The organism is Pseudomonas farris, assembly GCF_019145235.1.
Taxonomy (GTDB): Bacteria; Pseudomonadota; Gammaproteobacteria; order Pseudomonadales; family Pseudomonadaceae; genus Aquipseudomonas; species Aquipseudomonas farris.
Window position 1 is genome coordinate 364869 of sequence record NZ_JAHSTV010000001.1, and the last position, 26995, is coordinate 391863.

Here is a 26995-nt window from a genome sequence, read left to right on the forward strand (position 1 = left end):
TCAAGCGCAGATTATTTTCGTTTTCAAAGACTCAAACGTTTGCGTAATGCCTGGACATGATTTTTCCATTCGTCCAGAACCTCTCGCTGAAACGATGTAGCACTAATCATCAATTGGGCAGCATCTGTCAGAAAACTTTCCAGAGTATTGGGCGCGCCCCACTGGGGTGCAGACAAACGTTTCTGACAGAATATTCGCCAGCGCTCTTGCTCTTCGAAACTCAACGTATCAGGGAAGTTGCGTGCGCGATAACGAAACAATAATTCCGGCAAACGCTCATCATCGAAAGGCCACTGTTCTTGTGCTAATTGCTCAGGGTCAGCGGTTCTGACTTGCTCGCATAGCCGCCGATCCCGATCACCAATAAAACCGTCGTATAACTGTTGCTCGGGATCCAGGCTCGGGGAAAAATCGTCGTTGGCGTAAATGCCCGACACTTTGTCTCGCCAAACTTGTTGTGCGTCACTTAGCCGCAGCGCACGCTCCTGATAAAGCGCCATATCCAGCCCCAAACGTTGCTGATCTACAGGACGAAGTACCGATAACGGCGCCACTACCGGGCACTTATTAATGTGTATGAGCTTGAGCGGCACCGGCAGTTCGCCTTCGGCCAAGTCATCGCGGCGGGTATAAAGTCGCTGACGCAAGGTCTCGGCATCCAGATCGAGCAGCCCCAGAGGGTCCAGATGCAGGTCACAGACAATCAGCGCGTTGCGATTACGCGGATGCCAGGCCAGCGGCAGCACCACACCCACATAGTTGCGGGCCGCCGAGAAGCGCCCGGAAATATGCACCATCGGCTGCAACAGCCGAATTTGATCCATGACCTTTTGTTTGCTGCGCAATTGAAACAGCCAGTCATATAACTTCGGCTGTTTTTCCCGAATCAGGCGCGCCAGGGCGATGGTGGCGCGAACATCCGACAGCGCCTCGTGTGCATGCCCGTGATCGATGCCATTGGCGGCGGTCAGACGTTCGAGTTTGAGCGTGACTCGCCCTTCGTCGTCCTTGGGCCAGACGAGGCCATCGGGACGCAAGGCATAGGCCGCGCGCACAACATCGATCAGGTCCCAGCGGCTGTTGCCACCCTGCCACTCCCGTGCGTAAGGGTCGAAGAAATTTCGATACAGGCTGTAACGGGTCATCTCGTCGTCGAAACGCAGGGTGTTGTACCCCGCCCCACAAGTGCCGGGCGCCGCGAGCTGGGCATGAACCCGGGTCATGAAATCGGCTTCGCTCAAACCTTGTTCGGCCAAGCGGCCAGGCGTAATCCCGGTGATCGCGCACGCCGCCGGATGCGGAAGTATGTCGTCACTGGGCTGGCAGTAAAGATTGACCGGCTCGTCTATTTCATTGAGATCGAAGTCGGTGCGAATCCCCGCCACTTGCAGCGGACGGTCGCAACGGGGGTTGATGCCAGTGGTTTCATAGTCGTACCAGAAGATCGAGGTCACGGGCTGTTCCTGAACTGAAGACCGGCGAAGTCTAGGCGCACACACGGCGCCCCGACCAGCAATCTTGTTATTCAAACATCTCTGACCACGCACCATGCAATACATAGTTATGTCGTTTTCCCCCGAGAGGCTGCTAGCATCCGACGAACAAGGCCACATCAAGGTTGCCCATGCTCAAAACCACAGCACTGCCAGGGAAAGCGACGCTGGCCCCGCCACTGGACACGCGGTATCACGTCGAAACGCCCGAAGGCATCGACTTGCCGCTGCGCCCGGCCGGGTTGATGGTACGTGCGCTGGCGTTCGCCATAGACCTGGGCCTGCGCGGGGTGATTCTGGGCCTGCTATTTATTATGTTGGCGTTTCTGGGAAAACTCGGCGCCGGGCTGGGTTCGATTCTGCTGTTCGTGGTGAGTTGGTGGTACATGGTGCTGTTCGAGGTGCTCAACCAGGGCCGCTCTCCGGGCAAGCAATGGATGGGGTTGCGCGTAGTGCATGACGATGGCACGCCGATCGGCTGGTCCGCGTCCTTGCTGCGCAACCTGCTGCGATTTGTCGACATGTTGCCGTTCGGCTACTTTCTCGGGGCAATCAGCTGCCTGCAACATCCCACCTTCAAACGCCTCGGCGACCTGGCCGCCGGTACGCTGGTGATCTACCGCGAACAACCGCTCACCCGACCGCAACTGCCCGACGTCCCGCCGCGACGCGCAGCCTTCGCGCTGACGCTGACCGAGCAACGCGCCATCCTCGGGTTTGCCGAACGTCAGGGTGAGCTCTCCGAGGCACGGGCCAACGAACTCGCCTCGATACTCGCGCAACCGTTGCAGGTATCGAAGCCACAGGCCAGAGCCGAACTCAACGGTATCGCCCGCGGACTGTTGGGCCCCACATGAAGCAAAGCCTTTTCGAAAGTCGCCACCAAGCCGAATGGGAGCAGTTTGCACTCATGCTTGGACGGCTGGAACGAGGCAAGGACGCCTCTGGGATCGCCAGTTTCCCCAACGACTATCGACGGATCTGTCACCACCTGGCCCTCGCTCGGGAGCGCGGTTACAGCAGTTTCCTGATCGACTCATTGCAGCAACAGGTTCTGCGCGGGCATCAACAGCTTTATCGGCATCGCAGTCGACTGGGTGCCAACGTGTTGAGTTTCATCCTCGCCGACTTCCCGCGACTGGTGCGTGAGCAGTGGCGTTTCGTCCTTGCCGCCAGCCTGATTTTTTTTGGCAGCCTGATCGGCTTCGCGCTGTTGGTGTATCTGTTCCCGGAACTGATCTACAACCTGATCCCGGCCGAGCAGGTCAGTGAGATGCAAAGCATGTACGACCCCGCCGCCGGTCATCTGGGGCGCTTGGCAGATCGGGCAGCCAGCGAAGACTGGGTGATGTTCGGTTACTACATCATGCACAACATCGGCATCGCCTTTCAGACCTTCGCCAGCGGTTTGCTGTTTGGCCTGGGCAGCGCGTTTTTCCTGTTCTACAACGGGTTGATGATCGGCGCGGTGGCCGGGCACCTGACGCACATTGGTTACGGGCAGACCTTCTGGTCGTTCGTGATCGGCCATGGCGCCTTCGAACTGAGTGCCATTGCCCTGGCCGGTGCCGCAGGCCTGCAACTGGGCTGGGCCTTGATCGCTCCGGGGCGTTTGCCCCGCGCCGAAGCCCTGCAACTGGCTGCGCGCAAGAGCGTGTTGCTGATTTGCGGGGTCATGCTGTTTCTGCTGATTGCAGCATTTATAGAAGCCTATTGGTCGTCGCGGACCGGGCTCACGCCGCTGACCAAATACCTGGTCGGCGCGGCGCTCTGGTGCTTGGTGGCGACTTATCTGCTGTTTGCCGGACGGACCCGTCATGCGCCTGAGTGATGCCAGTGTGGTGATCCGCCCGCGCACAACCTGGGAAGCCATGGACCTGGGAGTGCTGCTGAGTCAGCGCCATCGACGCCTGTTGATGACCAGTTGGGCGATCGTGACCTTGCCGGTCTTTGCCCTGCTCACCTTGCTGCTGTGGGATTCGCCCTCCCTCGCCGTGTTCCTGTTCTGGTGGCTCAAACCGGCGTTCGATCGGCTGCCGCTGTACATCCTGTCCAAAGCCATGTTCGGCGAAACCCCCACGCTGAAACAGGCCCTGCGCCAATGGCCACGCCTGCTCAAACCGCAACTGCTGGCCAGCCTGACCTGGCGCCGCCTGAGTCTGAGCCGCAGTTTTCTGATGCCGGTGGTGCAACTCGAAGGTCTGGGGGGCGAAGAACGCCAACAACGTTTGCGCGTGTTGCTGCAACGCAACGCGGGCGCCGCCCAGTGGCTGACGATCATCGGCGTGCATCTGGAAACTGCGCTGTGGATCGGCTTGATGGTGCTGTTCTACATGCTCTTGCCGCAGCAGGTCGAACTCGACTGGGGCTGGCAGACCTTGATTACCGCCGCCACCCAAGACTGGCTCTGGCTGGAACACCTGACCAATACCTTTTACGTTCTGGTGCTGATTGTCTGGGAACCGATTTATGTGGCCTGCGGTTTCAGCCTTTATCTGAACCGGCGCACGCGGCTGGAGGCTTGGGATATCGAGCTGGTCTTTCGCCGATTGCGCCAACGCATGACCAGCGCGGTCGTCACGCTGCTGCTGGCCGCGATCCTGCTGGTGCCGACGACACAAAGCGTCTGGGCCGCCGAACCGGTTATTTCACCGGACTCTGCGCGTCTGCTGGACCAGCCACTGACCAGCCAAGCGTCCCGGGACAGCATCAAGGCCATCCTCGATCAGCCCCCCTTCAAGAATAAGGAAACGGTCACGCGCTATCGTTTTGGCGAAGACAAACCCGCCTCCAACACTGCTGATGATAGTCAAACACCCGCCTGGCTGAAGGCGCTGTTCAGCTTGCTGGACAGCCAACGCTTTGGCGTATTGGCCAACCTGATCGAAGTGTTGCTGTGGGGCACAGTGATCGGCGCCATTGGGCTATTGATCTGGCGTTACCGCGACTGGCTGCAGGCCTTCGTCAGCCGCCGACCCACGTTAAATCGCAAAGTCGCGCGGCCATTACCGCAGCAGGCGTTCGGCCTGGACCTCAACCGCGAAACCCTGCCCGCCGACATCGCAGCCAGCGCCGAAAGCCTCTGGCAGACCCATCCCCGTGAAGCCCTCGGACTGCTCTATCGCGCCCTGCTCAGCCACTTGCTGCACGACTTCAACATGACGCTCAAACCCGCTGACACCGAAGGCGAAGTGCTTCAGCGCGTTGAACAATTGCAACAACCTGCCTTGCTGGCCTTCAGTAAAAACCTCACCGGGCACTGGCAAAACATGGCGTATGGGCATCGATTGCCCCCCGCGCATTTGCAACAGGAACTCTGTGATGGCTGGCGCGCGTTGTTCGGCCCGGGAGCGGTCCGTTGAACCGGCGCTTGTGGCTTTCAGTCGGTGCGTTCATCGCCCTGCTAGTGTGTGCGCTGAGTGTTTACCTGTATTTCAAGGCCATACCCTATTCAGCAGAAATCGATCACGGCCCATCGCCCGAAGCCCAAGCCAACCCCTATCTGGCGGCCGAGCACTTTCTGCGCAAACAGGGCCTGACCGTCAGCCATGCCAACAGCCTCGACATCTTGCCGACTCTCGAGCCTCATCAGCGCAGTTTGTTGTTGCTCGGCGATCGGTCGAACATGTCGCCGCGACAGGTGAATCAGGTGTTGAACTGGACCCGGGCCGGTGGACGTCTTTTATTCGTCGCCGAAGCCCTGTGGGATGAAAAGACCGGTCAGAGCAACGACCTGTTGCTCGACCGTGTGCAGTTGCACCAATCCCTGAGCAAAGACCTCAAAGAACCGCCGCCCGATCCTGTCGACGATCCTTACCCCAAACTGACCAAGCTCTATCTGGAAAACGAAGAGGCGCCGGCCTACTTCAGCTTCGATACCGCGTTCCACCTCGACGACCCGAAAAACCTCGCCCAGGCTTGGGCCAACAGCGGCAAAGCCACGCACATGATGCAGCTGAGCCACGGGCTCGGTTCGATCACCGTGGTCACCGACGCCGACCTCTGGAAAACCCCGGCCATCGACCAGTACGACAACGCCTGGCTGCTGTGGTACCTGACGGCCGACACAGACGTGACCCTGCTGTTCAGTACCGATCACGACAACTTGCTGACCTTGCTGTGGCGCTACTTTCCACAAGCCTTGGTGGCCCTGATCGCCTTGATCGTTTTCGGGTTCTGGCATGTTGGCATGCGTAACGGCCCGTTGCTGGAGCCGGCCACGAGAGCTCGCCGCCAGCTTCAGGAACACCTGCGTGCCAGCGCTGATTTCATGCTCCGTCACAACGGTCAGCACAGCCTGTTGCAAGCCTTGCAACAAGACATCCTGCGTCGTGTCCGTCACCGTCATCCCGGTTTTGAACAACTCGGCGTTGCCGAACAATGGCTGGTGCTCGCACGCCTGACTGGCCACCCCACACGCGCCATCAGTCAGGCCATGAGCCCGCGACCGAAGCAGCGGCTGCCCAGCGCTGAATTCAGCCGTCAGGTCGCCCACCTGCAAACCTTGAGGAACGCCTTATGAGTGAACAGATCGAGCCAGGCACACAGACTCACGCCGTCCAGCAACGCCAGCGCGCCAGCCAGTTGGCCCAAGCGATAAGGACGGAACTGCAAAAAGCCGTGATCGGCCAGAACATCGTGATCGACGATGTGCTCACCGCCCTGATCGCCGGCGGCCATGTGCTGCTCGAAGGCGTGCCGGGGTTGGGCAAGACGTTGTTGGTGCGCGCCCTCGCTCGCTGCTTCGGTGGTGAGTTCGCACGCATCCAGTTCACCCCGGATCTGATGCCCAGCGACGTCACCGGGCACGCGGTGTACGACTTGCAAACCGAGCAATTCAAACTGCGCAAAGGCCCGCTATTCACCAACCTGCTGCTGGCCGACGAGATCAACCGCGCCCCGGCGAAAACCCAGGCGGCGCTGCTCGAAGCCATGCAGGAACGCCAAGTCACCCTCGAAGGCCGCGCCCTCCCCATCGCGCAACCGTTCATGGTGCTCGCCACGCAAAACCCCATCGAACAGGAAGGCACTTACCCGTTGCCGGAAGCCGAACTCGACCGCTTCATGCTCAAGGTGCGCATGGACTACCCCGATGTCGAACAGGAATTGAACATGGTGCGCCAGGTCAGCCGCTCGACCCGGGCCGACATGCTCGACGTGCAACCGTTGCGCACCGTGTTGCAAGCCAAGGACGTGCTGGCCTTGCAACGCATTGCCAGTGACCTGCCGATGGACGATCAGGTACTCGATTACGCGGTGCGCCTGGCTCGCACCACCCGGACCTGGCCGGGGTTGACCCTGGGCGCCGGGCCGCGCGCATCAATCGCCCTCGTACGTTGCGCCCGCGCTCGGGCCTTGTTGCGTGGCGGCGAATTTGTGATTCCCGATGACATCAAAGGCTGCGCGCTGGCCGTTCTGCGTCACCGCGTGCGAATTGCCCCGGAGCTGGACATCGAAGGGCTGGAAGTCGATCAAGTGCTCAAGCAACTGCTCGATCAAGTGCCGGCGCCGCGGCTGTGAACACCCTCATGCAGACCAACCTTGTGGCGAGGGGGCTTGCCCCCGTTGGAGTGCGAAGCGCTTCCAAAAACTTTCAAGCCGTTTTACGACTGCTTCGCAGCCGAACGCGGGCAAGCCCGCTCGCCACAAAGGTGCTGTGCCCGATGGTTGAATGTAGCCCTTACCAAGGAATCGCGACGCAATGAAACCCACGCGCCTGCTGCTGATCTGGCTCGCAGCACTGCTGGCCATCGGCATCGTGCTCGGCGCATTACGGGCACTGGACATCGCAGTTCCATCGAGCCTTTTGGCGATCAACTGGGGATTACTGTTAGCACTGCTGGCATTGGCGATCATCGACGCCATCCGCCTCAAACGCCTGCCCTCGCCCCGCGTGCAACGGCAAATGCCCGGCAGCCTGGCGCTCGGTCGATGGGGCGAAGTGCGACTGGAGGTCGAGCACGATTTTGCTCAACCGCTGAACGTACACATCTACGATCATGTGCCGCACGGCCTTGACTTCGAATTCCTTCCCCTGTCGGTCGAACTGCAACCCGGCCAACAGAGCCAGATCGGCTATCGCCTGCGCCCACTCAAGCGCGGCCACTTCACCTTCGACCACTGCGAAATCAGCCTGCCGAGCCCAATGGGCCTATGGTCTGGCAAACGCCTACTGAACGTAGTCGACAACACCCGCGTCTACCCCGACTTCGCCCGCCTCTACGGCGGCCAACTGCTGGCAGTGGATAACTGGCTCAGCCAACTCGGGGTGCGCCAACGTCAACGCCGCGGTCTGGGTCTGGAGTTTCATCAACTGCGCGAATTCAGAGAAGGCGACAGCCTGCGCCAGATCGACTGGAAAGCCACGGCACGCCAGCGCACACCGATTGCCCGTGAGTATCAGGACGAGCGTGATCAGCAGATCATTTTCATGCTCGATTGCGGACGGCGCATGCGTAGCCAGGATGATGAGTTGTCGCACTTCGACCATGCACTCAATGCCTGTTTGCTGCTGAGCTATGTGGCATTGCGTCAGGGTGATGCGGTGGGCCTGAGCACCTTCGCCAGCCATCAGCCGCGCTACCTCGCCCCGGTCAAAGGCACTGGTCAACTCAACGTGTTGCTCAACAGTGTTTACGATCTCGACAGCACACAATGCCCCGCCGACTATCTGGCTGCCGCCAACCAGTTATTGGTTAGACAAAAACGCCGGGCACTGGTGGTGCTGGTGACCAACCTGAGGGATCAAGATGACGAACAACTGCTTGCCGCCGTCCAACGGCTGAGCCGTCAGCATCGGGTATTGGTGGGCAGCCTACGAGAAGAGGTGCTCGACAGTCTGCGGCACGCGCCGGTACAAACATTGCCCGAGGCGCTGGTCTATTGCGGAACAGTGGATTATATGAATGTACGGGCAGAGCTCCATGAGCGGTTGAGTGCTCATGGAGTTCCGGTGCTGGATGCTCGGCCCTCAGAACTGGGGACCGAGATGGTGACGCGGTATTTGGGATGGAAAAAAGCTGGAACGATGTAATGGCCAATCGCACGATTCCATATGAATATGATGTGCGAGCACGTACGACTAGCTCTCATCCCAGAGTAATCGAGAAGCAACCCCACCCAAGAATCTGATAGCTCTATCACAAGGAATCAATCATGGACGAGACAAAACTATTCGCGTCAGTGATCACGCAGATCAATGAGAACCAACTGGCATTGCGAGCCGCTGTAGAGGAACTATCGAATTGGGTGGCGCAGCAAGGAGCTGCCGAAATAGCGGATAACGTCCGATGTGCCTTACAAACACTAGATGTAAACCAGGACTTTATATCTTTGGCACTTATTTCTATCTCCACCGATTTTCAAGAATCACAGATTCCAAAAAGGCCTGATTCTAATGGCTAGCTAACCTTCAATATTTGTAGTTTCTCCTAGGTGATACCCGATGTTCCTGATCGTGTAGTAACGAGGGGCAATAAGCTCTGCCGTGTAAAAACTGCCGTTCATGGCCGGTAATTTGCTTTTTGTACTCTCCCATCAGGCGTCTCAAATAACCGCGCTAATGACTACAGAATGAAGCGCCTCTGCCTACAAATATCAGCGACCCAGTCTGATTGTGGGTGGTGTCCGTCCCGACATAAGGTTCTCCTGTCGCCGCCGCCCTTTCGTTATTTCCGAATCGGTGGCAGCCCCAACAAGGAGTTAACCGTGATTACGCCCCGACCCAACCGACTCAAAACCACCGCCCGTTCGCCCTACAGCACCCTCGACTCGAGAAAACTCCACGAAGCTGCCGACAGGGCCCTAGATCACTATCTCAAACGGGAAAACACTAAACCGTGCTTTGCCGACGAACGCACCACCGAGGAACGATCCATGAAGATGTTCACCGTCGTAGCCAATGCCAATCCCGAAGCCCTCCTCATCCAGACCTATGAAACCTTTTCCTCGGTCAGCATTTTGCTGCTCGACCTGGCGGAAAGCCTGGATGACAAGCAGCGGCATCTGGCGATGGCGATTTATCAGATGAGTGAGATGGGGTTGATGCTGGCGGAGCGGTCGCTGGATATTGAGCGGGCGATCAGCCCGGCCTAGCCTTTAAGTATTGGCCGTCTGGTCTGACGCCATCGCGGGCGAGCCCGCTCCCACAGGGATCTTCGGTGAACATACTTTTTGTGAACGACGCTGACCACTGTGGGAGCGGGCTTGCCCGCGATGGCGATTGTGAAAGCGCAGCAGCCTTCAGGCCGAAGCTGGCAAAGGCTGAAAACTGAAGTACTGCTTCAGTGCCTCGACCAATTGCCCATATTCCGGCGGTGCCTGTTGCAGGCTGAAGCCGGCGTCATAGTGGTGAGGGGTTTCGTCCTCGTGGCACCACAGACAGCAGGCGTTGAGGTCGATCACCTGCTGACAATGGCCATCCATGGGGATTTTCAGGCGCAGATTAAAATCGGCGCCCACCATCATCGGCAACTGGCTGATCAACATCAGCCCGTCCTCGGACAGATTGCCCAGAAAGCCAATGGGCTTGTCGGTAACGCTGTTGAACACTTTGAGAAAATACGGCAGTTGATGCCGCTCGATCCGGCGGTCAGTAAACATGCTGATTTCGCTACGCAAGGCCCTTAAGCAGGGCCGCACTAATGCTTCGGAACGGGCCTGCTCTATTGTTTTATAGGCATAAGCCGCGCTCTCCCCGATCCTGGTGCGACAGTCCATCCAACCGCTGTCGCTTACTGCTGCCGATCACAGGTGTTACGTCGATTAGAAACCAGGTTCTAAACCGATCTATTCGACTATAGCTCACCGCCGCCGGTCAGCCAGCCGCTTCAATCAGAACCGGGTCGCACGCACGGCCGCCGCGCTGCGGATCGGGTAATGCCCCAGACTCTGCAAGGTTTCCAGGCGGGCACGGGCGCGATAGGCGTACTCGCTTTGCGGGTAGGACGCGATGATGAACTCGTAAGTCTGCGCTGCATCAATAAACAGCTTTTGTCGTTCCAGGCACTGGCCGCGCATCATCGACACTTCCGGCCACACATAAGGTCGCGCGCGGCTGGCGCGCTCAACCTTGGACAGTTCGAGCATCACTTGCTCGCAGTTGCCGCGCTCATAGGCGCTGTAGGCATTATTCAAATGATGGTTCATCGACCAACGGGTGCAGCCCACAACACTGAGGGCAAGAACGGCAATGAGCACGAATCGCATGGGGGGATCTCCTGTCTTGCGCTCTGTATCGACCCCTTGGCGGAAATCTTCAGGAAACCCGGATTGAAAAAAGCACTGAGCCAAAACGTGTGAATAAAAACGCCGACCTGGGTCGGCGCATGTTCAACGCAACAAAACGCCTGATCAATCGACAGTGAATGTTCGAACGGGTGACCATACCGAAGTGGAACCATTAAACTGCTGACGCGCATTAATCTGGTGCACACCTTTCGCCAATTTGGCCTGCCCCTGCCATCTGCCAGAGGGATCCACGCTCACCGAAAGCACCAAGGCGCCTGAGGCTGCTACCTCAACAGTAGCGTTAGGTACTGCCGTACCTGAAATACTGACTGGATCGGAACCCGTCGATCCTTCTTCCGGTAGTACGATGACCGGAACGGAAATCAAAGTTTGTGTTGTCATCTTCATCTCCTTGGTGCGTCACCTGTTGACGACACTCCAGAGAATTCCAACATCCCCACCTGCCCAAGACTACCTGACAGAAATGACAGTCCAGACAAACGGTCGACATAACGTTCAATAAAGAAACCAATAAGTAGTGCAAACGAACAATGACTACACCCAAAGACCATAGTAGCCTCTGCTAGCGCTTGAACTCAGGAGTCTTTGCATGTCCGTCCGTCGTACCAAAATCGTCGCTACCCTTGGCCCGGCCAGTAACTCGCCGGAAGTTCTCGAACAGTTGATTCTGGCTGGCCTGGACGTCGCCCGTCTGAACTTCTCCCACGGCACCCCCGACGAGCACAAGGCTCGCGCGAAGCTGGTGCGTGACCTCGCTGCCAAGCACGGCCGCTTCGTCGCCCTGCTGGGTGACCTGCAAGGCCCGAAAATTCGTATCGCCAAATTCGCCAACAAGAAGATCGAGCTGAAGATCGGTGATCAATTCACCTTCTCTACCAGCCATCCGTTGACCGAAGGCAACCAGCAAGTGGTCGGCATCGACTACCCGGACCTGGTGAAAGACTGCGGCGTGGGCGACGAGCTGCTGCTCGACGACGGCCGCGTGGTAATGCGCGTCGATACCGCCACCGCCACCGAGCTGCATTGCACCGTGACCATCGGCGGCCCGCTGTCGGACCACAAAGGTATCAACCGTCGCGGTGGCGGCCTGACCGCACCGGCCCTGACCGAGAAAGACAAGGCCGACATCAAGCTCGCAGCCGAAATGGAAGTCGACTACCTCGCGGTATCCTTCCCGCGAGACGCCGCCGACATGGAATACGCCCGTCAACTGCGCGACGAAGCCGGCGGTACTGCCTGGCTGGTGGCGAAGATCGAACGCGCTGAAGCCGTGGCCGACGACGAAACCCTCGACGGCCTGATCAAAGCCTCCGACGCGGTGATGGTTGCCCGTGGTGACTTGGGTGTGGAAATCGGCGACGCCGAGCTGGTGGGCATTCAGAAGAAAATCATTCTGCACGCACGCCGCCACAACAAAGCTGTGATCGTCGCGACCCAGATGATGGAGTCGATGATCCAGAACCCGATGCCAACCCGCGCCGAAGTGTCCGACGTAGCCAACGCCGTACTCGACTACACAGACGCCGTGATGCTTTCGGCCGAAAGTGCTGCCGGTTTGTACCCGCTGGAAGCCGTACAGGCCATGGCGCGCATCTGCATCGGCGCTGAAAAGCACCCGACCAGCAAGACCTCCAGCCACCGCATCGGCAAAACGTTCGAACGTTGCGACGAGAGCATCGCACTGGCAACGATGTACACCGCCAACCACTTCCCGGGTGTGAAGGCGATCATCGCGCTGACCGAAAGTGGCTACACGCCGTTGATCATGTCGCGCATTCGTTCCTCGGTGCCGATCTACGCGTTCTCCCCGCACCGCGAAACCCAGGCCCGCGCGGCCATGTTCCGTGGCGTCTACACCGTACCGTTCGACCCGGCATCGCTGCCGGCTGAGCAAGTCAGCCAGGCCGCGATCGACGAGTTGCTCAAACGCGGCGTTGTGGAGAAAGGCGACTGGGTCATCCTGACCAAGGGCGACAGCTACCACACCACCGGCGGCACCAACGGGATGAAAATCCTGCACGTTGGCGACCCGATGGTCTGAGTGATCGGTTGTACGAAAAACAAAAGCCCCGCCATGTGAATGGCGGGGTTTTTTGGTTTTTGGTCCAAAAGAGATGTTGTTCGGTCTGGCCTCTTCGCGAGCAAGCCCGCTCCCACATTGGATCTGCAGTATTCACAGGTTTTGTGTCACCCACAAATCCCCTGTGGGAGCGGGCTTGCTCGCGAAGAGGCCGGCCCAGACAACGAAAAACTCAATGGCGTTTGATGAATCCGCTCAACGCCACCATCGCTTCCGGCGAACGCAGCCGCTGGGTGAACAACGCCCCCTCTTCTTCGATCACCTTGCGCAAATGTTCCCGATCCGGGGCTTTCATCAATTGCTTGCTGATGCGCACCGCCTCTGCTGGCAGCGATTCAAATCGCAACGCCATCTCCCGCGCCTTGGCCAACACCGTTTCGCCACTGTCCAAGGCTTCTGTCGCTATCCCCCACGCCGCCGCCTGTTCACCACTGAACGCTTCGCCGAGCAGCAACAACTGCGCCGCTTTGGCATGGCCCAGCAAACGCGGCAGGATCAGGCTGGAACCGAACTCCGGGCACAACCCGAGGTTGACGAACGGCATACGCAACCGGGCGTCGGTGCTGACGTAAACCAGGTCGCAATGCAGCAGCATCGTCGTGCCGATCCCCACCGCCGCACCGGCCACGGCGGCGATCACCGGTTTACGGCACTCCAGCAAATTGAGCATGAAGTGGAACACGGGGCTGTCGAGGTTGCTCGGGGGTTGCTGAAGGAAATCAAGGATGTCGTTGCCGGCGGTGAAACACTCAGCGCCACCGGTGATCAGCACCGCATTGATTTGGGGGTCGGTATCGGCTTGCTTCAGGGCCTCGGCCAAGTGGCTGTACATGGCGCGAGTCAGGGCGTTTTTCTTCTCGGGGCGATTGATGCGCAGGGTCAGCAGACCGCGCTCGCGTTCAAATCGGATGGTATCGGGCATGGTGAGTCTCGCGTCGTTAAACGATCAGCGCTCAACCACGGGGTAGAAAGACATCCGCCAGCAGTTGATTGCGCGGCAAACCGGCCAGGTACAAGCGCCGGGCAAAGGCGTCGACGCTGTCGGGGGCCCCGCAGACTAAGGCCAGGGTTTGCCGTGAAACAAGGCGCAGTTGCGCCAAAGCCGCGGGCAACTCGGCCGCCGTCCACAACTCGACCGTCAGGTTTTCACGGCCATCGGCCATGGCTTGCAGGGGTTTGGCCAGATAATGCTCACCCGCATCATGGGCCAGGTGAATGACACGGATGGCGCCCTGGTGATCCTGACGCAATGCTTCGCGCAAAATACCGAACAACGGCCCCAGACCGGTGCCGGCTGCCAGCAACCAGAGCGGTCGGGTATACCAGTCCGGGTCGTAATGCAGTGCCCCGCCGCGCAACTCGCCAAGGCGGAGCGGATCGCCGATTTTCAAGCAACGCGCCGCATCACTGAATTCCCCCGGTTGGCGGCAATCGAGGTGGAACTCCAGAAAGCGATCTTCTTCCGGCAGACTGGCCAGGGAATACGGCCGCGCTACCTGGCCCGCCCACAACACCAGATGCTGCCCCGCCTGATAGCGCAACGGTCGCTCGCTGGTCAGGCGTAAACGCAAAACGCTGGGGCTCAGCCAATCGCTGGCGGTCACTTGGGCGGCAAGCCCATCACGCAGCGGATCAAAGGTTTCGACTTGCAGATCGTCGACCACCTGGCACTGACAGGCCAGCCGCCAACCCTGCTGACGCTGCTCATTGCTCAAGGCATCGGGACGACTGTCGCTGGGCAAGCCCTCGACACATTTGACCAGACACGCATGGCAACTGCCCGCCCGGCAGCTGTAGGGCACCGACACGCCGTTCTGATTCAAGGCATCGAGCAGATTGCTGCCCGCCGCCACCGTCCATTGGCGTTCGCCGACCCGTAACTCAGGCATCGACATTCTCCCAGGCCGCCGCGCAACGGTTACGGCCGTCACGCTTGGCGCGATACAGCGCCTGATCGGCGCGGTGCAAGGCGTCATCCAGATCGTCGCCAAGCGTCAATAACGTCATGCCCGCCGACAGGCTGAGGTTGCGCACATTGAGGCCGATCATCTCCACATCCATAAAGGCAACGCGCAACCGTTCGCAGCAAGCGGTCAGGCGTTCGGGATCACAATCGGGCAACAGCACCACGAACTCTTCACCGCCATAGCGGGCCAGAATATCGCCATCGCGCAGGCATGCCGTAGCCACCCCGGCGAATGCTTGCAGCACCTGATCGCCAGCGGCATGGCCGTGAACATCGTTGATGCGTTTGAAGTGGTCAAGGTCGATCAATGCCAAGCCATGCACCACATCGGCTTCCATCGCATTCAACTCGCGGGCGGCCAAGCGCAGGAAATGCCGGCGGTTAAACAGCCCGGTGAGTTCGTCGGTTGCCACCAGGCCTTCGAGCTGGCGCATCATTCCGCGCAGGGTGTCCTGATGCGCCTGCAAGGCAAACCGCCGCTGACGCATACGCTGGCGCGACATCTGGACGTAACGGGCATAAAGCATCAGCCACACGAGCACCACAAACAGCACGCACACCTGCAACAGTGCCAGCGTCGGGTCGGGTAGCTGGAAGTGGTAGCCCTCCCACAAGGTGATGGCGCTGAAACTGAAAAACACCAAAAACGCGCAACGGGCGAAAGCCGTGCGCGAAAGATGAAACAACCCGAACAACAGAATCAACAGGTAAAACACCAGAAACGCGCCGCGCGCCTCGTCCAGATGAGCGATCAGCCAGGTTTGCCAACCCAGCCCCAGCAGTATTTGCACTTCGGTCAGGCTCGGGTCGGAAAAACGCAGGTTGCGGCCACTGGAAAACACCGCGAACAACACCGCCTGGCTGAATACCACCAACGCGCTGCCGATCGCCATGCCGGTGACGGATTCTTGGTAGTGACCGGTGAAAAACGCCAGCCACAGCAGCAGCAAAGCCAGGGCGTAGGTGCCAGCTGCGAGGGCAAAGCGTTTGAGCAAAAGCCGCTGGATGGCGTTATGGGTCAATCGTTGATTCACCGTGGGAAAGGGGGGCTGTTGGAGTGTCCTACTCTACAGGCCGGATGCCACTTTAGTGGCGTGTCTGATAAATGACCATTCAATTTTCGGGGCAAAAAACTGGCGTCAAAGCCATGACCCAAATTTGTAGCAAGTACACCTTTTACTGTGGCGAGGGGCTTGCCCCCGTTCGGCTGCGTAGCAGTCGTAAAATCTGCCGATGCGGTGTGTTTCTGAAAAATGTCGGGGAGCGCTTCGCACTCCAACGGGGGCAAGCCCCCTCGCCACAGGCAAGCCCCCCATAGGCAAGCTCCCACGCCACAAAAGCCCTTCACCCATATTCATCTGTGGGCGGTATGCGACCAACGTTTGACTGTCAACGGATGTGCCCGCCATCGAGGCGCGGTATACTGCCGCGCCTTTTTAGCGTCGCGCCAGCATGCCCGGCGTGCCTTGAAAGGTGCTTGCAACCGACCGATGCACCCAAGCTGCAAGCACCTTATTGAATGTTCCCGTCTTTTAGAGGAGCGCGACTCATGACCGTGATCAAGCAAGACGACCTGATTCAGAGCGTTGCCGACGCCCTGCAATTCATTTCCTACTACCACCCCGTGGATTTCATCCAGGCGATGCACGAGGCCTACCTGCGTGAAGAATCGCCAGCAGCCCGCGATTCCATGGCGCAGATCCTGATCAACTCGCGCATGTGCGCTACCGGCCACCGCCCGATCTGCCAGGACACCGGTATCGTTACCGTGTTCGTGCGCGTGGGCATGGACGTTCGTTGGGATGGCGCCACCATGGGCCTGGACGACATGATCAACGAAGGCGTGCGCCGGGCTTACAACCTGCCGGAAAACGTCCTGCGTGCCTCGATCCTCGCCGACCCGGCGGGCGCTCGTAAAAACACCAAGGACAACACCCCGGCCGTTATTCACTACTCCATCGTTCCGGGTAACACCGTGGAAGTGGACGTCGCGGCCAAGGGTGGCGGTTCCGAGAACAAGTCGAAAATGGCCATGCTCAACCCGTCCGACTCGATCGTCGACTGGGTGCTGAAGACCGTTCCGGAAATGGGCGCCGGCTGGTGCCCACCGGGCATGCTCGGCATCGGCATCGGCGGCACCGCCGAGAAAGCCGCCGTCATGGCCAAGGAAGTGTTGATGGAGTCCATCGACATTCACGAGCTGAAGAAGCGCGGCCCGTCCAACCGTATCGAAGAGATGCGTCTGGAGCTGTTCGAGAAGGTCAACCAACTGGGCATCGGCGCCCAGGGCCTGGGTGGCCTGACCACCGTGCTCGACGTGAAGATCATGGATTACCCGACCCACGCCGCTTCGTTGCCGGTGTGTATGATCCCCAACTGCGCCGCCACCCGTCACGCACACTTCGTGCTCGACGGTTCCGGCCCGGCCTCGCTGGAAGCGCCACCGCTGGACGCCTACCCGGAAATCGTCTGGGAAGCCGGTCCATCGGCCCGTCGCGTCAACCTCGATACCCTGACACCGGAAGAAGTGCAGAGCTGGAAGCCGGGCGAAACCGTCCTGCTCAACGGCAAAATGCTCACCGGTCGCGACGCTGCGCACAAGCGCATGGTCGAGATGCTGAACAAGGGTGAAACCCTGCCGGTAGATCTGAAAGGTCGCTTCATCTACTACGTCGGCCCGGTCGATCCGGTCGGTGACGAAGTGGTTGGCCCTGCTGGTCCTACCACCGCGACGCGGATGGACAAGTTCACCCGTCAGATCCTCGAGCAAACCGGCCTGTTGGGCATGATCGGCAAATCCGAGCGCGGCCCGACCGCAATCGAAGCGATCAAGGACCACAAAGCTGTTTACCTGATGGCTGTCGGCGGCGCGGCTTACCTGGTGGCGCAAGCCATCAAGAAATCCCGCGTGGTAGCTTTCGCCGAACTGGGTATGGAAGCGATCTACGAGTTCGACGTCAAAGACATGCCTGTGACCGTTGCGGTCGACAGCAAAGGCGAGTCTGTACACATCACCGGTCCTGCGATCTGGCAGAAAAAGATCAGTGAAAGCCTGGCGGTAGAAGTGCAGTAAGCGCCTCCCCGCTACCGAGAAAGGCCGGGCCGTCTTCCCAGACGACCCGGCCTTTTTTTGGATAACGATTTAGTCCTTCGATCTAAGCAGCCACTTCGACCAACCCATTCATTCTAGAAACGCCAACATGATTGAGCTCGAAGAAGCGACAAGCGTCACCGCGATGCACACGTTCAGCCTTTTTTGGAGAAAGTGCTGGCGACTCTATCCAGAGCCTTTGGCAGTCTACAAAAGAGCTCAATAACGAATTGGCGTATACCCAGAGCATGTTGCACTCTCGATCGAGTAAATTTACTACCGTCTGAACACGTCATGCCGGGACGAAGGACGCGCGGCCTCATGGTATGGTGCCAGCCCATCCCTCAACCTGTTTCCTACAGCATGCTGCCGACTTCCCGTACCCTGCGCCTGTCGTTGTACTCCTTGCTGATCATCGCCGGTGCAGTGCTCGCCGCCACCCTGGCCATCCGTCACACCGAACGCCAAGCGTTGGTGGAAGATGCCGCGCGGGCCAATCAGCAACTGGCGCTGTACGCCAACTCCCTGCACACCCTGATTGACCGCTACCGCGCCCTGCCCGCCGTATTGGCGCTGGACCCGGAATTGCGCGCCGCGCTAAACGGTGAAGTGAGCCCCGAAGAGCAGCTTGCGTTGAATCGCAAACTGGAAAAAATCAACGGCGCTGCACACTCCTCGACCCTGGAGTTGCTCGACCGCACTGGCCTGGCCGTGGCCGCCAGCAACTGGCGCTTGCCCAGCAGTTACGTCGGCCACAACTACGGCTTTCGCCCCTACTTCAGCCAGACCCGCACCCAAGGCACCGGCCGCTTTTACGCGGTGGGTGTGACCAGCGGCATTCCCGGCTATTTCCTGTCCAGCGCGGTGACCAGCGACGGTGGTGAGTTCCTCGGGGCCATGGTGGTCAAACTCGAATTCCCGGAACTTGAGCGCGAATGGCGCCAGGGCAGTGACACGTTGCTGGTCAGCGATGCCCGGGGAATTATCTTCATCGCCAATCAGCCCGGCTGGCGCTATCGCCAATTGAAACCGCTGAGCGACAGCGACCGCGCCGAGCTCAAAGCCACCCGCCAATACGACAAACAGCCGCTGACCCCGCTTGACTATCAATCGCTGCGACGCTTCGACGACAACAGTGCGCTGACCCGGGTCGTTGGTCCCGACGGGACGGCGGATTACCTCTGGGAATCGCTGCCGCTGGCCGCCGAAGGCTGGACGCTGCATCTATTGCGTCGCCCGCAAGTCGCGTTCGAAGACCGCCGCAACGCCGGGCTCGCCGCGGCCGGGTTGTGGCTGGCCATCGTGTTTCTGTTGCTGTTCCTCAACCAGCGTTGGCGCCTGGCCAAGATGCGTCAGCGCAGCCGTGAAGAACTCGAGCGACTGGTGGAAGAACGCACCCGGGATTTGCGCACCGCTCAGGACGGGCTGGTGCAATCGGCCAAACTCGCGGCCCTCGGCCAGATGTCTGCGGCGCTGGCCCATGAAATCAATCAACCGCTGACCGCCCAGCGTATGCAGCTTGCTACTCTGAGGCTGCTGCTCGATCACGGTCGGGTCGAGGACGCCTACAAGGCGCTCAAACCGGTGGACGACATGCTCACGCGCATGGCCGCCCTCACCGGCCACCTGAAAACCTTCGCCCGCAAAAGCCCCAGCGGTCTGCGCGAACGGCTGGACCTGGCGGCGGTGGTCGATCAATCCCTGCAGTTGCTGGATGCGCGCCTGCGTGACGAGCACGTTAGCACCGTGCTGCATCTGACTCGCCCGGCCTGGGTGCGTGGCGATGCGATTCGTCTGGAACAGGTGCTGATCAACCTGCTGCGCAATGCGCTGGATGCGATGCATGACAAACCTTGCAAGCGTCTGGAAATTCGTCTCGAAGCCGATGAACAATTGTGGCGCCTGAGCGTTTCCGACAACGGTGGCGGCATTGCCGAAGAGAACCTGGGTAAAGTGTTCGATCCGTTCTTCACCACCAAACCGGTGGGCGATGGCCTGGGCCTCGGGCTGGCCGTCTCGTTCGCCATCGCTCACGAAGCAGGCGGCCGCCTGAGTGCCGATAATGGTGATAACGGCGCGGTGTTCACCCTGACGTTGCCCATTGATCTGGAGGTGCCTGCTTGATGCTCAATTCGGTGATGGTGGTCGATGACGAAAGCAGCATCCGCAGCGCCGTCGAACAGTGGCTGAGCCTGTCAGGGTTCGAGGTGCAGCTGTTCAGTCGCGCCGACGAGTGTCTGGCGCAACTGCCGAAACATTTCCCCGGGGTGATTCTCAGCGACGTGCGCATGCCTGGCATGACGGGGCTGGAGTTGCTGGCCGAAGTCCAGCGCCGCGATGCCGACTTGCCGGTGATCCTGCTGACCGGTCACGGCGATGTGCCGATGGCCGTCGAAGCGATGCGCGATGGCGCTTATGATTTCCTCGAAAAACCTTTCAGCCCGGAAACCCTGCTGAGCAGCCTGCGTCGGGCTCTGGACAAGCGTCGGCTGGTGCTGGAAAACCGTGCCCTGCACGAGCAAGCGGACAATCGCGCCAAACTCGATGCCACCCTGCTGGGGGTGTCCCGCGGCTTGCAGACGTTGCGTCGGCAAGTACTGGACCTGGCGACGTTGCCGGTCAATGTGCTGATCCGGGGCGAAACCGGCAGCGGCAAGGAATTGGTTGCCCGTTGCCTGCACGACTTCGGTCCCCGCGCAGACAAGCCCTTTGTGGCGCTGAACTGCGCAGCGATTCCCGAGCAGTTGTTCGAGGCCGAACTGTTCGGCCATGAGAGCGGTGCGTTCACGGGCGCCCAGGGTAAACGCATCGGCAAGCTCGAATACGCCGACGGCGGCACACTGTTTCTCGATGAAATCGAAAGCATGCCGTTGGCCCAGCAGGTGAAACTGCTGCGGGTGTTGCAGGAGCAGAAGCTTGAGCGGTTGGGTTCCAACCAGAGTATCCACGTGGACCTGCGGATCATCGCCGCGACCAAACCCGACTTGCTGGATGAAGCCCGGGCCGGACGTTTTCGCGAAGATCTGGCCTATCGATTGAACGTCGCCGAATTGCGTCTGCCGCCGTTGCGTGACCGGCGTGAAGACATTCCCCTGCTGTTCGAGTTCTTCGCGCAGAGTGCCGCCGAGCGTTTGGGCCGCACCTTTGCACCCTTGAGCGGGCCGCAACTGAGCCATCTGCTGAGCCACGACTGGCCGGGCAATGTGCGCGAACTGGCGAACGTCGCCGAGCGACAAGTGCTGGGCCTTGGCGAACCGGAACCGGCGGGGATCGACCCCGGCCAGTCATTGGCGGCGCAGCAGGAAGCCTTTGAAGCGCATTGCTTGCGGGCGGCCTTGACCCGGCATAAAGGTGATGTGAAAGCGGTGCTGGAAGAGCTGCAACTGCCGCGCCGTACCTTTAATGAAAAGATGCAGCGGCATGGACTGACGCGCGAGATGTTTTTGCAGGACAGCTGATTTTTGTGGTGCCTGAACTGGCCCCTTCGCGAGCAAGCCCGCTCCCACATTGGATCTATGGCGAACACAAAATTCGCCTACACAACAAATCAACTGTGGGAGCGGGCTTGCTCGCGAAGGGGCCAGCACTGACGAAGCAATACCACGCGTGAATAAGCGGTTTTCCGCTCGAACCCGCCCCTGAATAAGCGGATTTCCGCTCAACAAAACCCGCTACCCCCTCTAAACCGGCCCTCCTCCCCTTGGCACAGCTCCTGCTATAGCTCCAGCAGGCTGCGTTTCAACGCGCTCCACAAAAACAATTAAACGAAGGATCCTTCAATGGATAACTCCAACGCCCTGCCCCTTGGGTCGGCTGCCGCGCCGGCCAAAGAAAGAACCACCGCTAGCCGGATCAAATCGATCTTCAGCGGCTCTGTCGGCAATATGGTCGAGTGGTACGACTGGTACGTCTACGCCGCCTTCTCCCTGTACTTCGCCAAAGCCTTCTTCCCTAAAGGCGACACCACCGCACAACTGCTCAACACCGCCGCGATCTTCGCCGTGGGCTTTTTGATGCGCCCGATCGGTGGCTGGTTGATGGGCCTCTACGCCGACAAGGCCGGTCGCAAGAAAGCGCTGATGGCTTCGGTGTACCTGATGTGTTTCGGCTCGCTGCTGATCGCCCTGAGCCCGGGTTATGAAACCATTGGTATCGGCGCACCGATCCTGCTGATTTTCGCCCGTTTGCTGCAAGGCCTGTCGGTCGGTGGCGAGTACGGCACCTCGGCGACTTACCTCAGCGAGATGGCGACCAAGGATCGTCGCGGCTTCTACTCCAGCTTCCAGTACGTGACCCTGATCTCCGGCCAGCTCATCGCTTTGGCAGTGCTGATCGTGCTGCAACAGACCCTGACCACTGAAGAGCTGTACGCCTGGGGCTGGCGCATTCCGTTCGCCATCGGCGCACTGTGTGCCGTGGTCGCGCTCTACCTGCGTCGTGGCATGGAAGAAACCGAGTCGTTCACCAAGAAAGAGAAAGCCAAGGAAAGCGCGATGCGCACCTTGATGCGCCATCCGAAAGAACTGATGACCGTGGTCGGCCTGACCATGGGCGGCACGCTGGCGTTCTACACCTACACCACGTACATGCAGAAATACCTGGTGAACACCGTCGGCATGAGCATCTCCGACTCCACCACGATTTCCGCAGCCACGCTGTTCCTGTTCATGTGCCTGCAACCGATCATCGGTGGGCTGTCGGATAAAGTCGGTCGTCGGCCGATCCTGATCGCCTTCGGTATTCTCGGGACACTGTTCACCGTGCCGATCCTGACCACCCTGCACACCATCCAGACCTGGTGGGGCGCGTTCTTCTTGATCATGGCGGCGCTGATCATCGTCAGCGGCTACACCTCGATCAACGCGGTGGTTAAAGCCGAACTGTTCCCGACCGAAATCCGTGCGCTGGGCGTCGGCCTGCCCTACGCGCTGACAGTGTCGATCTTCGGCGGCACCGCTGAATACATCGCGCTGTGGTTCAAGAGCATCGGCATGGAAACCGGTTACTACTGGTATGTCACGGCGTGCATCGCGGTGTCGTTGCTGGTGTACGTGACCATGAAAGATACCCGCAAGCATTCGCGGATCGAGACGGACTAATAGCAACATTGATGGAGGCTGTTATGGCCTCCCTGAACGCAACACCACAGCCCGGCCTTGGCCGGGCTTAGTCATTTCTGGGGGTAAACAAAACTCCAGGCTCGACACAAAAAATGTGGGAGCGGGCTTGCTTGCGAAAGCGGCTTAACATTCAACAAGGATGCTGACTGATACACCGCCTTCGCGAGCAAGCCCGCTCCCACATTAGATCTCATCGCTGGAAATAACCCGCTCGTCCTTGCACTATGATCGATCCCGAAACAAAGCCCTCAGGAACCTCCGTCCATGCCCGACGACATCCATTTCTACGAACCCGCCAACGGCCACGGCCTGCCGCATGACCCGTTCAACGCCATCGTCGGCCCGCGCCCTATCGGCTGGATTTCCTCCCAGGACGCCAACGGTCGCTTGAACCTGGCGCCCTACAGTTTTTTCAATGCCTTCAACTACATCCCGCCGATCATTGGTTTTTCCAGCGTCGGGCGCAAAGACAGCCTGAATAATATCGAGCAGACAGGCGAATTCGCCTGGAACCTGGCGACCCGGCCGCTGGCCGAGCAGATGAACCAGAGCTGCGCCATGGTCGGGCCGCAGGTCGATGAGTTTGAACTGTCCGGGCTGACCACCGCCGCGTCGAAAATCATTCAGGTGCCACGGGTTGCCGAAAGTCCGGTGTCCTTTGAGTGCAAGGTCACGCAGATCATTCAGTTGCAACGTGCAAACAAGGAAGTGGTGCCGAGCTGGCTGATTCTCGGCGAAGTGGTCGCCGTGCATATCGCCAAGTGGCTGTTGAAAGATGGGGTGTACGACACCGCCGCGGCAGAACCGATTCTGCGCGGCGGCGGGCCGGCGGATTACTTTCAGCTGGGGCCAGAGGCATTGTTCAAGATGTTCCGCCCGGGGGCGGTCAAGTAATTACCAGAGCAGGTCGGTGTCTTCTTTAACGTCTTTGAGGCGGGTCAGCTCTTTGGCAGCGGCCTCGTCGGCTTCATGGGCGGTTTTGAAGGTCTGGCTTTCCAGCACTTTGTGAAAACGCGGGGCACCGGAACCGCCGAGGGCTTTGACGGCAATCGCGGCGTGGTAACCGCCCTCGCCCGGTACTACTGCTGAAACGGCTTCGAAGTGTTCAAAGGCTTTGCGTGCCATGTCGCGGATCCTGGCTAATGGAGAGTTGCGCCATTAAACCCTCAACCGGCGAGTTTGTGTACCGCTGCCTGAGACTGGCCAAGCGCCTGGGCCGCCGAGACATCCTTGAAGGTATGGAAATCCAGGCTATTGACCACCAGCTCTTGCACCAGCTCGGCAAAGATCTGCATCGCCGGGCTGCCGAAGTAAGCGGTCATGGCCTGTTGGTTGGCCCAGAAACCGGACACCAGCCACAGCTCGGGATCGCATTGCGAGTGCTGCAGGGCGAAGCTCAGGCAACCCGGTGCGTTGCGCGACGGCTCGATCAAGGCGCTCAGGCGTGCACCGAGTTCTGCCGAACGCCCGGCGCGGGCGCGGACGAAGGCCATATGACTGACGGGGATCTGCGTAGACATGTTCAACCCTCCCAGGTCATCCAGTGGCAGCCGGGGACGGGCTGCGACAGGATCCAAGATTAGGCGGCGCGCCCTGGTCGTCGTTAGTCGATTCCTGCCGGCTTGTTGCACAATCCTGCGCGGCTGAAAAAAACGTCTGTAACAGCATGTAAACCACTGTCACATCGCTGCAACACGACTTTCAAGCAAGTTTTCCCGGCGCTGACCTGCCATAGCGGCCTCGCGTATTTACCTCGTGCAGAATCAGGCAAGCTTTTGGCAGGATGTGTCTACCGCTGTCCCTTGCACAAATTTAAGCTCAGCCCATCACCAACGCGTCACCGAGGATGCCCAGCATGTCGTCGCTCGATCACTTTCAAGCCCCGCTGGATGCCGACATGGAAAAACAGCGCGCGGAACTGGCCGCCCTCATCCGCCGTAACACGATGGAGGATGGCACTTATGCCACCTCCGTCGGTTCGCTGTTCATGTCGCGCCACAGTAAAAACCATGACTTCGCTCCAGTGCTGGCGCAACCGGCCCTGTGCATCATGGCCCAGGGGCGCAAGGAAGTGCGGCTGGCAGATGAATACTTCAATTACGACCCGCTGAATTACCTGGTGGTGTCGGTCTCGATGCCATTGAGCGGGCGGGTGGTGAATGTCTCGCCCGAGGAACCGATCCTCGCCGTACGACTGGATATCGATCCGGCAGAAATCAGCGCGCTGATTGCCGACGCCGGCCCCATCGGCGTACCCACACGGCCCACTGGCCGTGGCCTGTATGTCGAGCAGATCGACACGGCAATGCTCGATGCCGTGCTGCGTCTGGCGCGTTTGCTGGACACACCGAAAGACATCGCCATGCTGGCGCCGCTGATTCGTCGAGAGATTCTGTATCGGCTGTTGCGCAGCCAGCAGGGTCATCGGCTGTATGAGATTGCCATTGCCAACAGCCAGAGCCATCGCATCAGCCAGGCGATCAAATGGCTCAACGGCAATTATGAGCAACCGCTGCGCATTGATGATCTGGCGCGGGAAGTGAACCTGAGCGTGTCAACATTGCATCACCGGTTCAAGGCGATGACGGCGATGAGTCCGCTGCAGTATCAGAAGCAATTGCGCCTGCAAGAGGCGCGGCGGTTGATGCTGGCTGAAGGGTTGGAAGCTTCGGCGGCGGGTTATCGGGTGGGGTATGAAAGCCCCTCCCAGTTCAGCCGGGAGTACAGCCGATTGTTCGGAGCGCCGCCGCTCCGGGATTTGGCGCGGTTGCGGTTGTCGGTTTGATCTGACTTTTTCGGTGCGGCTACTGACGCCTTCGCGAGCAAGCCCGCTCCCACAGGGGATTTGTGGTGGACACAAAATAAGTGAACACCGCAGATCCAATGTGGGAGCGGGCTTGCTCGCGAAGAGGCCGGCAAAGGCGACCCACCTCTAAAGTCAGGCGCTCAACACGCGGCAAGCCTCAGCCGGCAAGGTCACCGACACCGGATTGCCAATGCTCAACCCAACCCCCTGACACGGCGTACTCAACGCGGTAAACGACACCCCGGAACACTCGACGGTCGTTTCAATCGTCGCCCCGATATCCCGCACAAACGTCACCTTGCCGAGCAAGCGATTCCCCGCCGTCGCCTGGGGTTGCGACAGTTGCAGATCCTCCGGGCGAATCAGCATTTTCACTTTCTCCCCCACCACAATGCTGCTGCAAATAGGCACTTGCAGCGCATCGCCACCGGGCAAGCTGACCTTGCCGTTGCCCAGCGCCGTGGCCGGGAAAATGTTCCCCGAGCCAATAAAGTCCGCGACGAATTCATTGGCCGGATGCCGATAGATTTCAATCGGCGTACCGACCTGCTGCACCCGATGCTCACCCAGCACCACCACGATATCGGCCATGGTCATGGCTTCGCGCTGGTCGTGGGTGACCATGATGGTGGTGATGTTCAAACGCTGTTGCAGCTGACGGATTTCCACCTGCATCGACTCACGCAGCTTGGCGTCCAGCGCCGACAACGGTTCATCAAGCAGGAGGATTTTCGGCCGCGAAGCAATCGCCCGGGCAATTGCTACGCGCTGACGTTGCCCGCCGGAGAGTTTCGCCACCGGACGATCAATCATTTCCTGCAGCTGAATCAGCTCCAGCAACTCCACCACCCGCGCCTGTTGATCAGTCTTGCTGACCCCGCGCAGTTTCAGCGGATAGGCGATGTTCTCCCCCACCGTCATGTGCGGAAACAGCGCCAGCGATTGAAACACCATGCCGAAATTACGCTGATGCGCCGGCGTATGGCCGATGTCTTCACCGTCCAGGCGAATCTCGCCGCCAGTCAGGGTTTCAAGCCCGGCAATCATCCGCAGCAAAGTGGTTTTGCCGCAGCCCGAAGGGCCGAGGAAACACACCAGTTTGCCCTCAGGCAAATGCAGGTTCACATCTTTTACCGCGCAGGCCGAGCCGTAATGTTTCTCGACGTTTTCCAGAATCAGACCAGTCATGT

General features: G+C 59.5%; 25 protein-coding genes. 15 read left to right on the top strand and 10 right to left on the bottom strand.

What is annotated here, in order from left to right:
* Positions 1–23 precede the first annotated feature (23 nt).
* Positions 24–1454, bottom strand: coding sequence for an exodeoxyribonuclease I (gene sbcB / locus KVG95_RS01675; RefSeq protein ID WP_217854278.1), 1431 nt, complete (start codon positions 1452–1454; stop codon positions 24–26).
* Positions 1455–1624: 170 nt separating this feature from the next.
* Between sbcB and KVG95_RS01680 the strand changes: the two genes are divergently transcribed.
* The 8 genes from KVG95_RS01680 to KVG95_RS01715 all read left to right on the top strand — a co-directional run bounded on the left by KVG95_RS01680 (position 1625) and on the right by KVG95_RS01715 (position 9587).
* A complete protein-coding gene (locus KVG95_RS01680) occupies positions 1625–2350 on the top strand; it encodes an RDD family protein (RefSeq protein ID WP_217854279.1) in 726 nt (241 codons plus the stop codon).
* Positions 2347–3324, top strand: a complete 978-nt coding sequence (locus tag KVG95_RS01685; RefSeq protein ID WP_217854280.1) for a stage II sporulation protein M — start codon at positions 2347–2349, stop codon at positions 3322–3324. The genes KVG95_RS01680 and KVG95_RS01685 overlap by 4 nt, the downstream gene beginning before the upstream one ends.
* Positions 3311–4855 (top strand): DUF4129 domain-containing protein, encoded by a 1545-nt coding sequence (locus KVG95_RS01690; RefSeq protein ID WP_217854281.1) that lies wholly within the window; start codon positions 3311–3313, stop codon positions 4853–4855. The genes KVG95_RS01685 and KVG95_RS01690 overlap by 14 nt, the downstream gene beginning before the upstream one ends.
* Positions 4852–6015 carry a DUF4350 domain-containing protein gene (locus KVG95_RS01695; protein WP_217854282.1) on the top strand — a complete coding sequence of 388 codons (1164 nt, stop codon included), beginning with the start codon at positions 4852–4854 and terminating at the stop codon, positions 6013–6015. Before KVG95_RS01690 ends, KVG95_RS01695 begins: the two co-directional genes overlap by 4 nt.
* Positions 6012–7013, top strand: a complete 1002-nt coding sequence (locus tag KVG95_RS01700) for an AAA family ATPase (RefSeq protein ID WP_217854283.1) — start codon at positions 6012–6014, stop codon at positions 7011–7013. Before KVG95_RS01695 ends, KVG95_RS01700 begins: the two co-directional genes overlap by 4 nt.
* 181 nt (positions 7014–7194) lie before the next feature.
* Positions 7195–8526 (top strand): DUF58 domain-containing protein, encoded by a 1332-nt coding sequence (locus tag KVG95_RS01705; RefSeq protein ID WP_217854284.1) that lies wholly within the window; start codon positions 7195–7197, stop codon positions 8524–8526.
* Positions 8527–8648: 122 nt separating this feature from the next.
* On the top strand, positions 8649–8897 hold the full coding sequence (locus tag KVG95_RS01710) for a hypothetical protein (protein ID WP_217854285.1): 249 nt from the start codon (positions 8649–8651) through the stop codon (positions 8895–8897).
* 303 nt (positions 8898–9200) lie between these two features.
* Positions 9201–9587 (top strand): DUF6124 family protein, encoded by a 387-nt coding sequence (locus KVG95_RS01715; protein WP_217854286.1) that lies wholly within the window; start codon positions 9201–9203, stop codon positions 9585–9587.
* 147 nt (positions 9588–9734) lie between these two features.
* Here KVG95_RS01715 and KVG95_RS01720 read toward each other — a convergent pair whose 3' ends face one another.
* The 3 genes from KVG95_RS01720 to KVG95_RS01730 all read right to left on the bottom strand — a co-directional run bounded on the left by KVG95_RS01720 (position 9735) and on the right by KVG95_RS01730 (position 11123).
* Entirely contained in the window at positions 9735–10094 is a 360-nt protein-coding gene (locus KVG95_RS01720) for a PilZ domain-containing protein (protein WP_038981931.1), read from the bottom strand.
* A 231-nt stretch (positions 10095–10325) separates the two neighbouring features.
* Positions 10326–10700, bottom strand: a complete 375-nt coding sequence (locus KVG95_RS01725; protein ID WP_052964309.1) for a tetratricopeptide repeat protein — start codon at positions 10698–10700, stop codon at positions 10326–10328.
* A gap of 144 nt (positions 10701–10844) precedes the next feature.
* Positions 10845–11123: a hypothetical protein gene (locus KVG95_RS01730; protein WP_217854287.1), complete on the bottom strand. Its 279-nt coding sequence runs from the start codon at positions 11121–11123 to the stop codon at positions 10845–10847.
* Positions 11124–11331: 208 nt separating this feature from the next.
* Between KVG95_RS01730 and pyk the strand changes: the two genes are divergently transcribed.
* The gene (pyk, locus tag KVG95_RS01735) at positions 11332–12783 is read left to right on the top strand and encodes a pyruvate kinase (protein ID WP_217854288.1); all 1452 of its coding nucleotides are present in this window, start codon (positions 11332–11334) and stop codon (positions 12781–12783) included.
* 211 nt (positions 12784–12994) lie between these two features.
* On the opposite strand, the gene KVG95_RS01740 is transcribed toward pyk, so the two are convergent.
* From KVG95_RS01740 to KVG95_RS01750, 3 genes are read right to left on the bottom strand one after another with little or no spacing between them, the layout of a single operon-like run.
* The gene (locus KVG95_RS01740) at positions 12995–13744 is read right to left on the bottom strand and encodes an enoyl-CoA hydratase-related protein (RefSeq protein WP_217854289.1); all 750 of its coding nucleotides are present in this window, start codon (positions 13742–13744) and stop codon (positions 12995–12997) included.
* 31 nt (positions 13745–13775) lie between these two features.
* Positions 13776–14711 (bottom strand): iron-sulfur-binding ferredoxin reductase, encoded by a 936-nt coding sequence (locus tag KVG95_RS01745; protein WP_217854290.1) that lies wholly within the window; start codon positions 14709–14711, stop codon positions 13776–13778.
* Positions 14704–15810: a GGDEF domain-containing protein gene (locus KVG95_RS01750; protein ID WP_217854291.1), complete on the bottom strand. Its 1107-nt coding sequence runs from the start codon at positions 15808–15810 to the stop codon at positions 14704–14706. Before KVG95_RS01750 ends, KVG95_RS01745 begins: the two co-directional genes overlap by 8 nt.
* Before the next feature lie 527 nt (positions 15811–16337).
* Here KVG95_RS01750 and KVG95_RS01755 point away from each other — a divergent pair.
* The 5 genes from KVG95_RS01755 to KVG95_RS01775 all read left to right on the top strand — a co-directional run bounded on the left by KVG95_RS01755 (position 16338) and on the right by KVG95_RS01775 (position 23893).
* Positions 16338–17861, top strand: a complete 1524-nt coding sequence (locus KVG95_RS01755; RefSeq protein ID WP_052964313.1) for a fumarate hydratase — start codon at positions 16338–16340, stop codon at positions 17859–17861.
* 381 nt (positions 17862–18242) lie between these two features.
* Positions 18243–20003, top strand: coding sequence for a sensor histidine kinase (locus tag KVG95_RS01760; protein WP_052967294.1), 1761 nt, complete (start codon positions 18243–18245; stop codon positions 20001–20003).
* Positions 20003–21337, top strand: coding sequence for a sigma-54-dependent transcriptional regulator (locus tag KVG95_RS01765; protein WP_217854292.1), 1335 nt, complete (start codon positions 20003–20005; stop codon positions 21335–21337). Before KVG95_RS01760 ends, KVG95_RS01765 begins: the two co-directional genes overlap by 1 nt.
* 321 nt (positions 21338–21658) lie before the next feature.
* A complete protein-coding gene (locus tag KVG95_RS01770; RefSeq protein ID WP_217854293.1) occupies positions 21659–22978 on the top strand; it encodes an MFS transporter in 1320 nt (439 codons plus the stop codon).
* 285 nt (positions 22979–23263) lie between these two features.
* Positions 23264–23893 carry a flavin reductase family protein gene (locus KVG95_RS01775; protein WP_217854294.1) on the top strand — a complete coding sequence of 210 codons (630 nt, stop codon included), beginning with the start codon at positions 23264–23266 and terminating at the stop codon, positions 23891–23893.
* Here the strand turns inward: KVG95_RS01775 and KVG95_RS01780 are convergent, their stop codons facing one another.
* Positions 23894–24124, bottom strand: coding sequence for a hypothetical protein (locus KVG95_RS01780; protein WP_052967297.1), 231 nt, complete (start codon positions 24122–24124; stop codon positions 23894–23896). It lies immediately after the preceding gene.
* A gap of 41 nt (positions 24125–24165) precedes the next feature.
* On the bottom strand, positions 24166–24519 hold the full coding sequence (locus KVG95_RS01785) for a putative quinol monooxygenase (protein ID WP_217854295.1): 354 nt from the start codon (positions 24517–24519) through the stop codon (positions 24166–24168).
* A 335-nt stretch (positions 24520–24854) separates the two neighbouring features.
* On the opposite strand from KVG95_RS01785, the gene KVG95_RS01790 reads away from it, so the two are divergent.
* Positions 24855–25784 carry an AraC family transcriptional regulator gene (locus KVG95_RS01790; RefSeq protein ID WP_217854296.1) on the top strand — a complete coding sequence of 310 codons (930 nt, stop codon included), beginning with the start codon at positions 24855–24857 and terminating at the stop codon, positions 25782–25784.
* Positions 25785–25937: 153 nt separating this feature from the next.
* Here the strand turns inward: KVG95_RS01790 and KVG95_RS01795 are convergent, their stop codons facing one another.
* Complete coding sequence (locus tag KVG95_RS01795) at positions 25938–26993, bottom strand: ABC transporter ATP-binding protein (RefSeq protein WP_217854297.1); 1056 nt, start codon at positions 26991–26993, stop codon at positions 25938–25940.
* Positions 26994–26995: the final 2 nt, after the last annotated feature.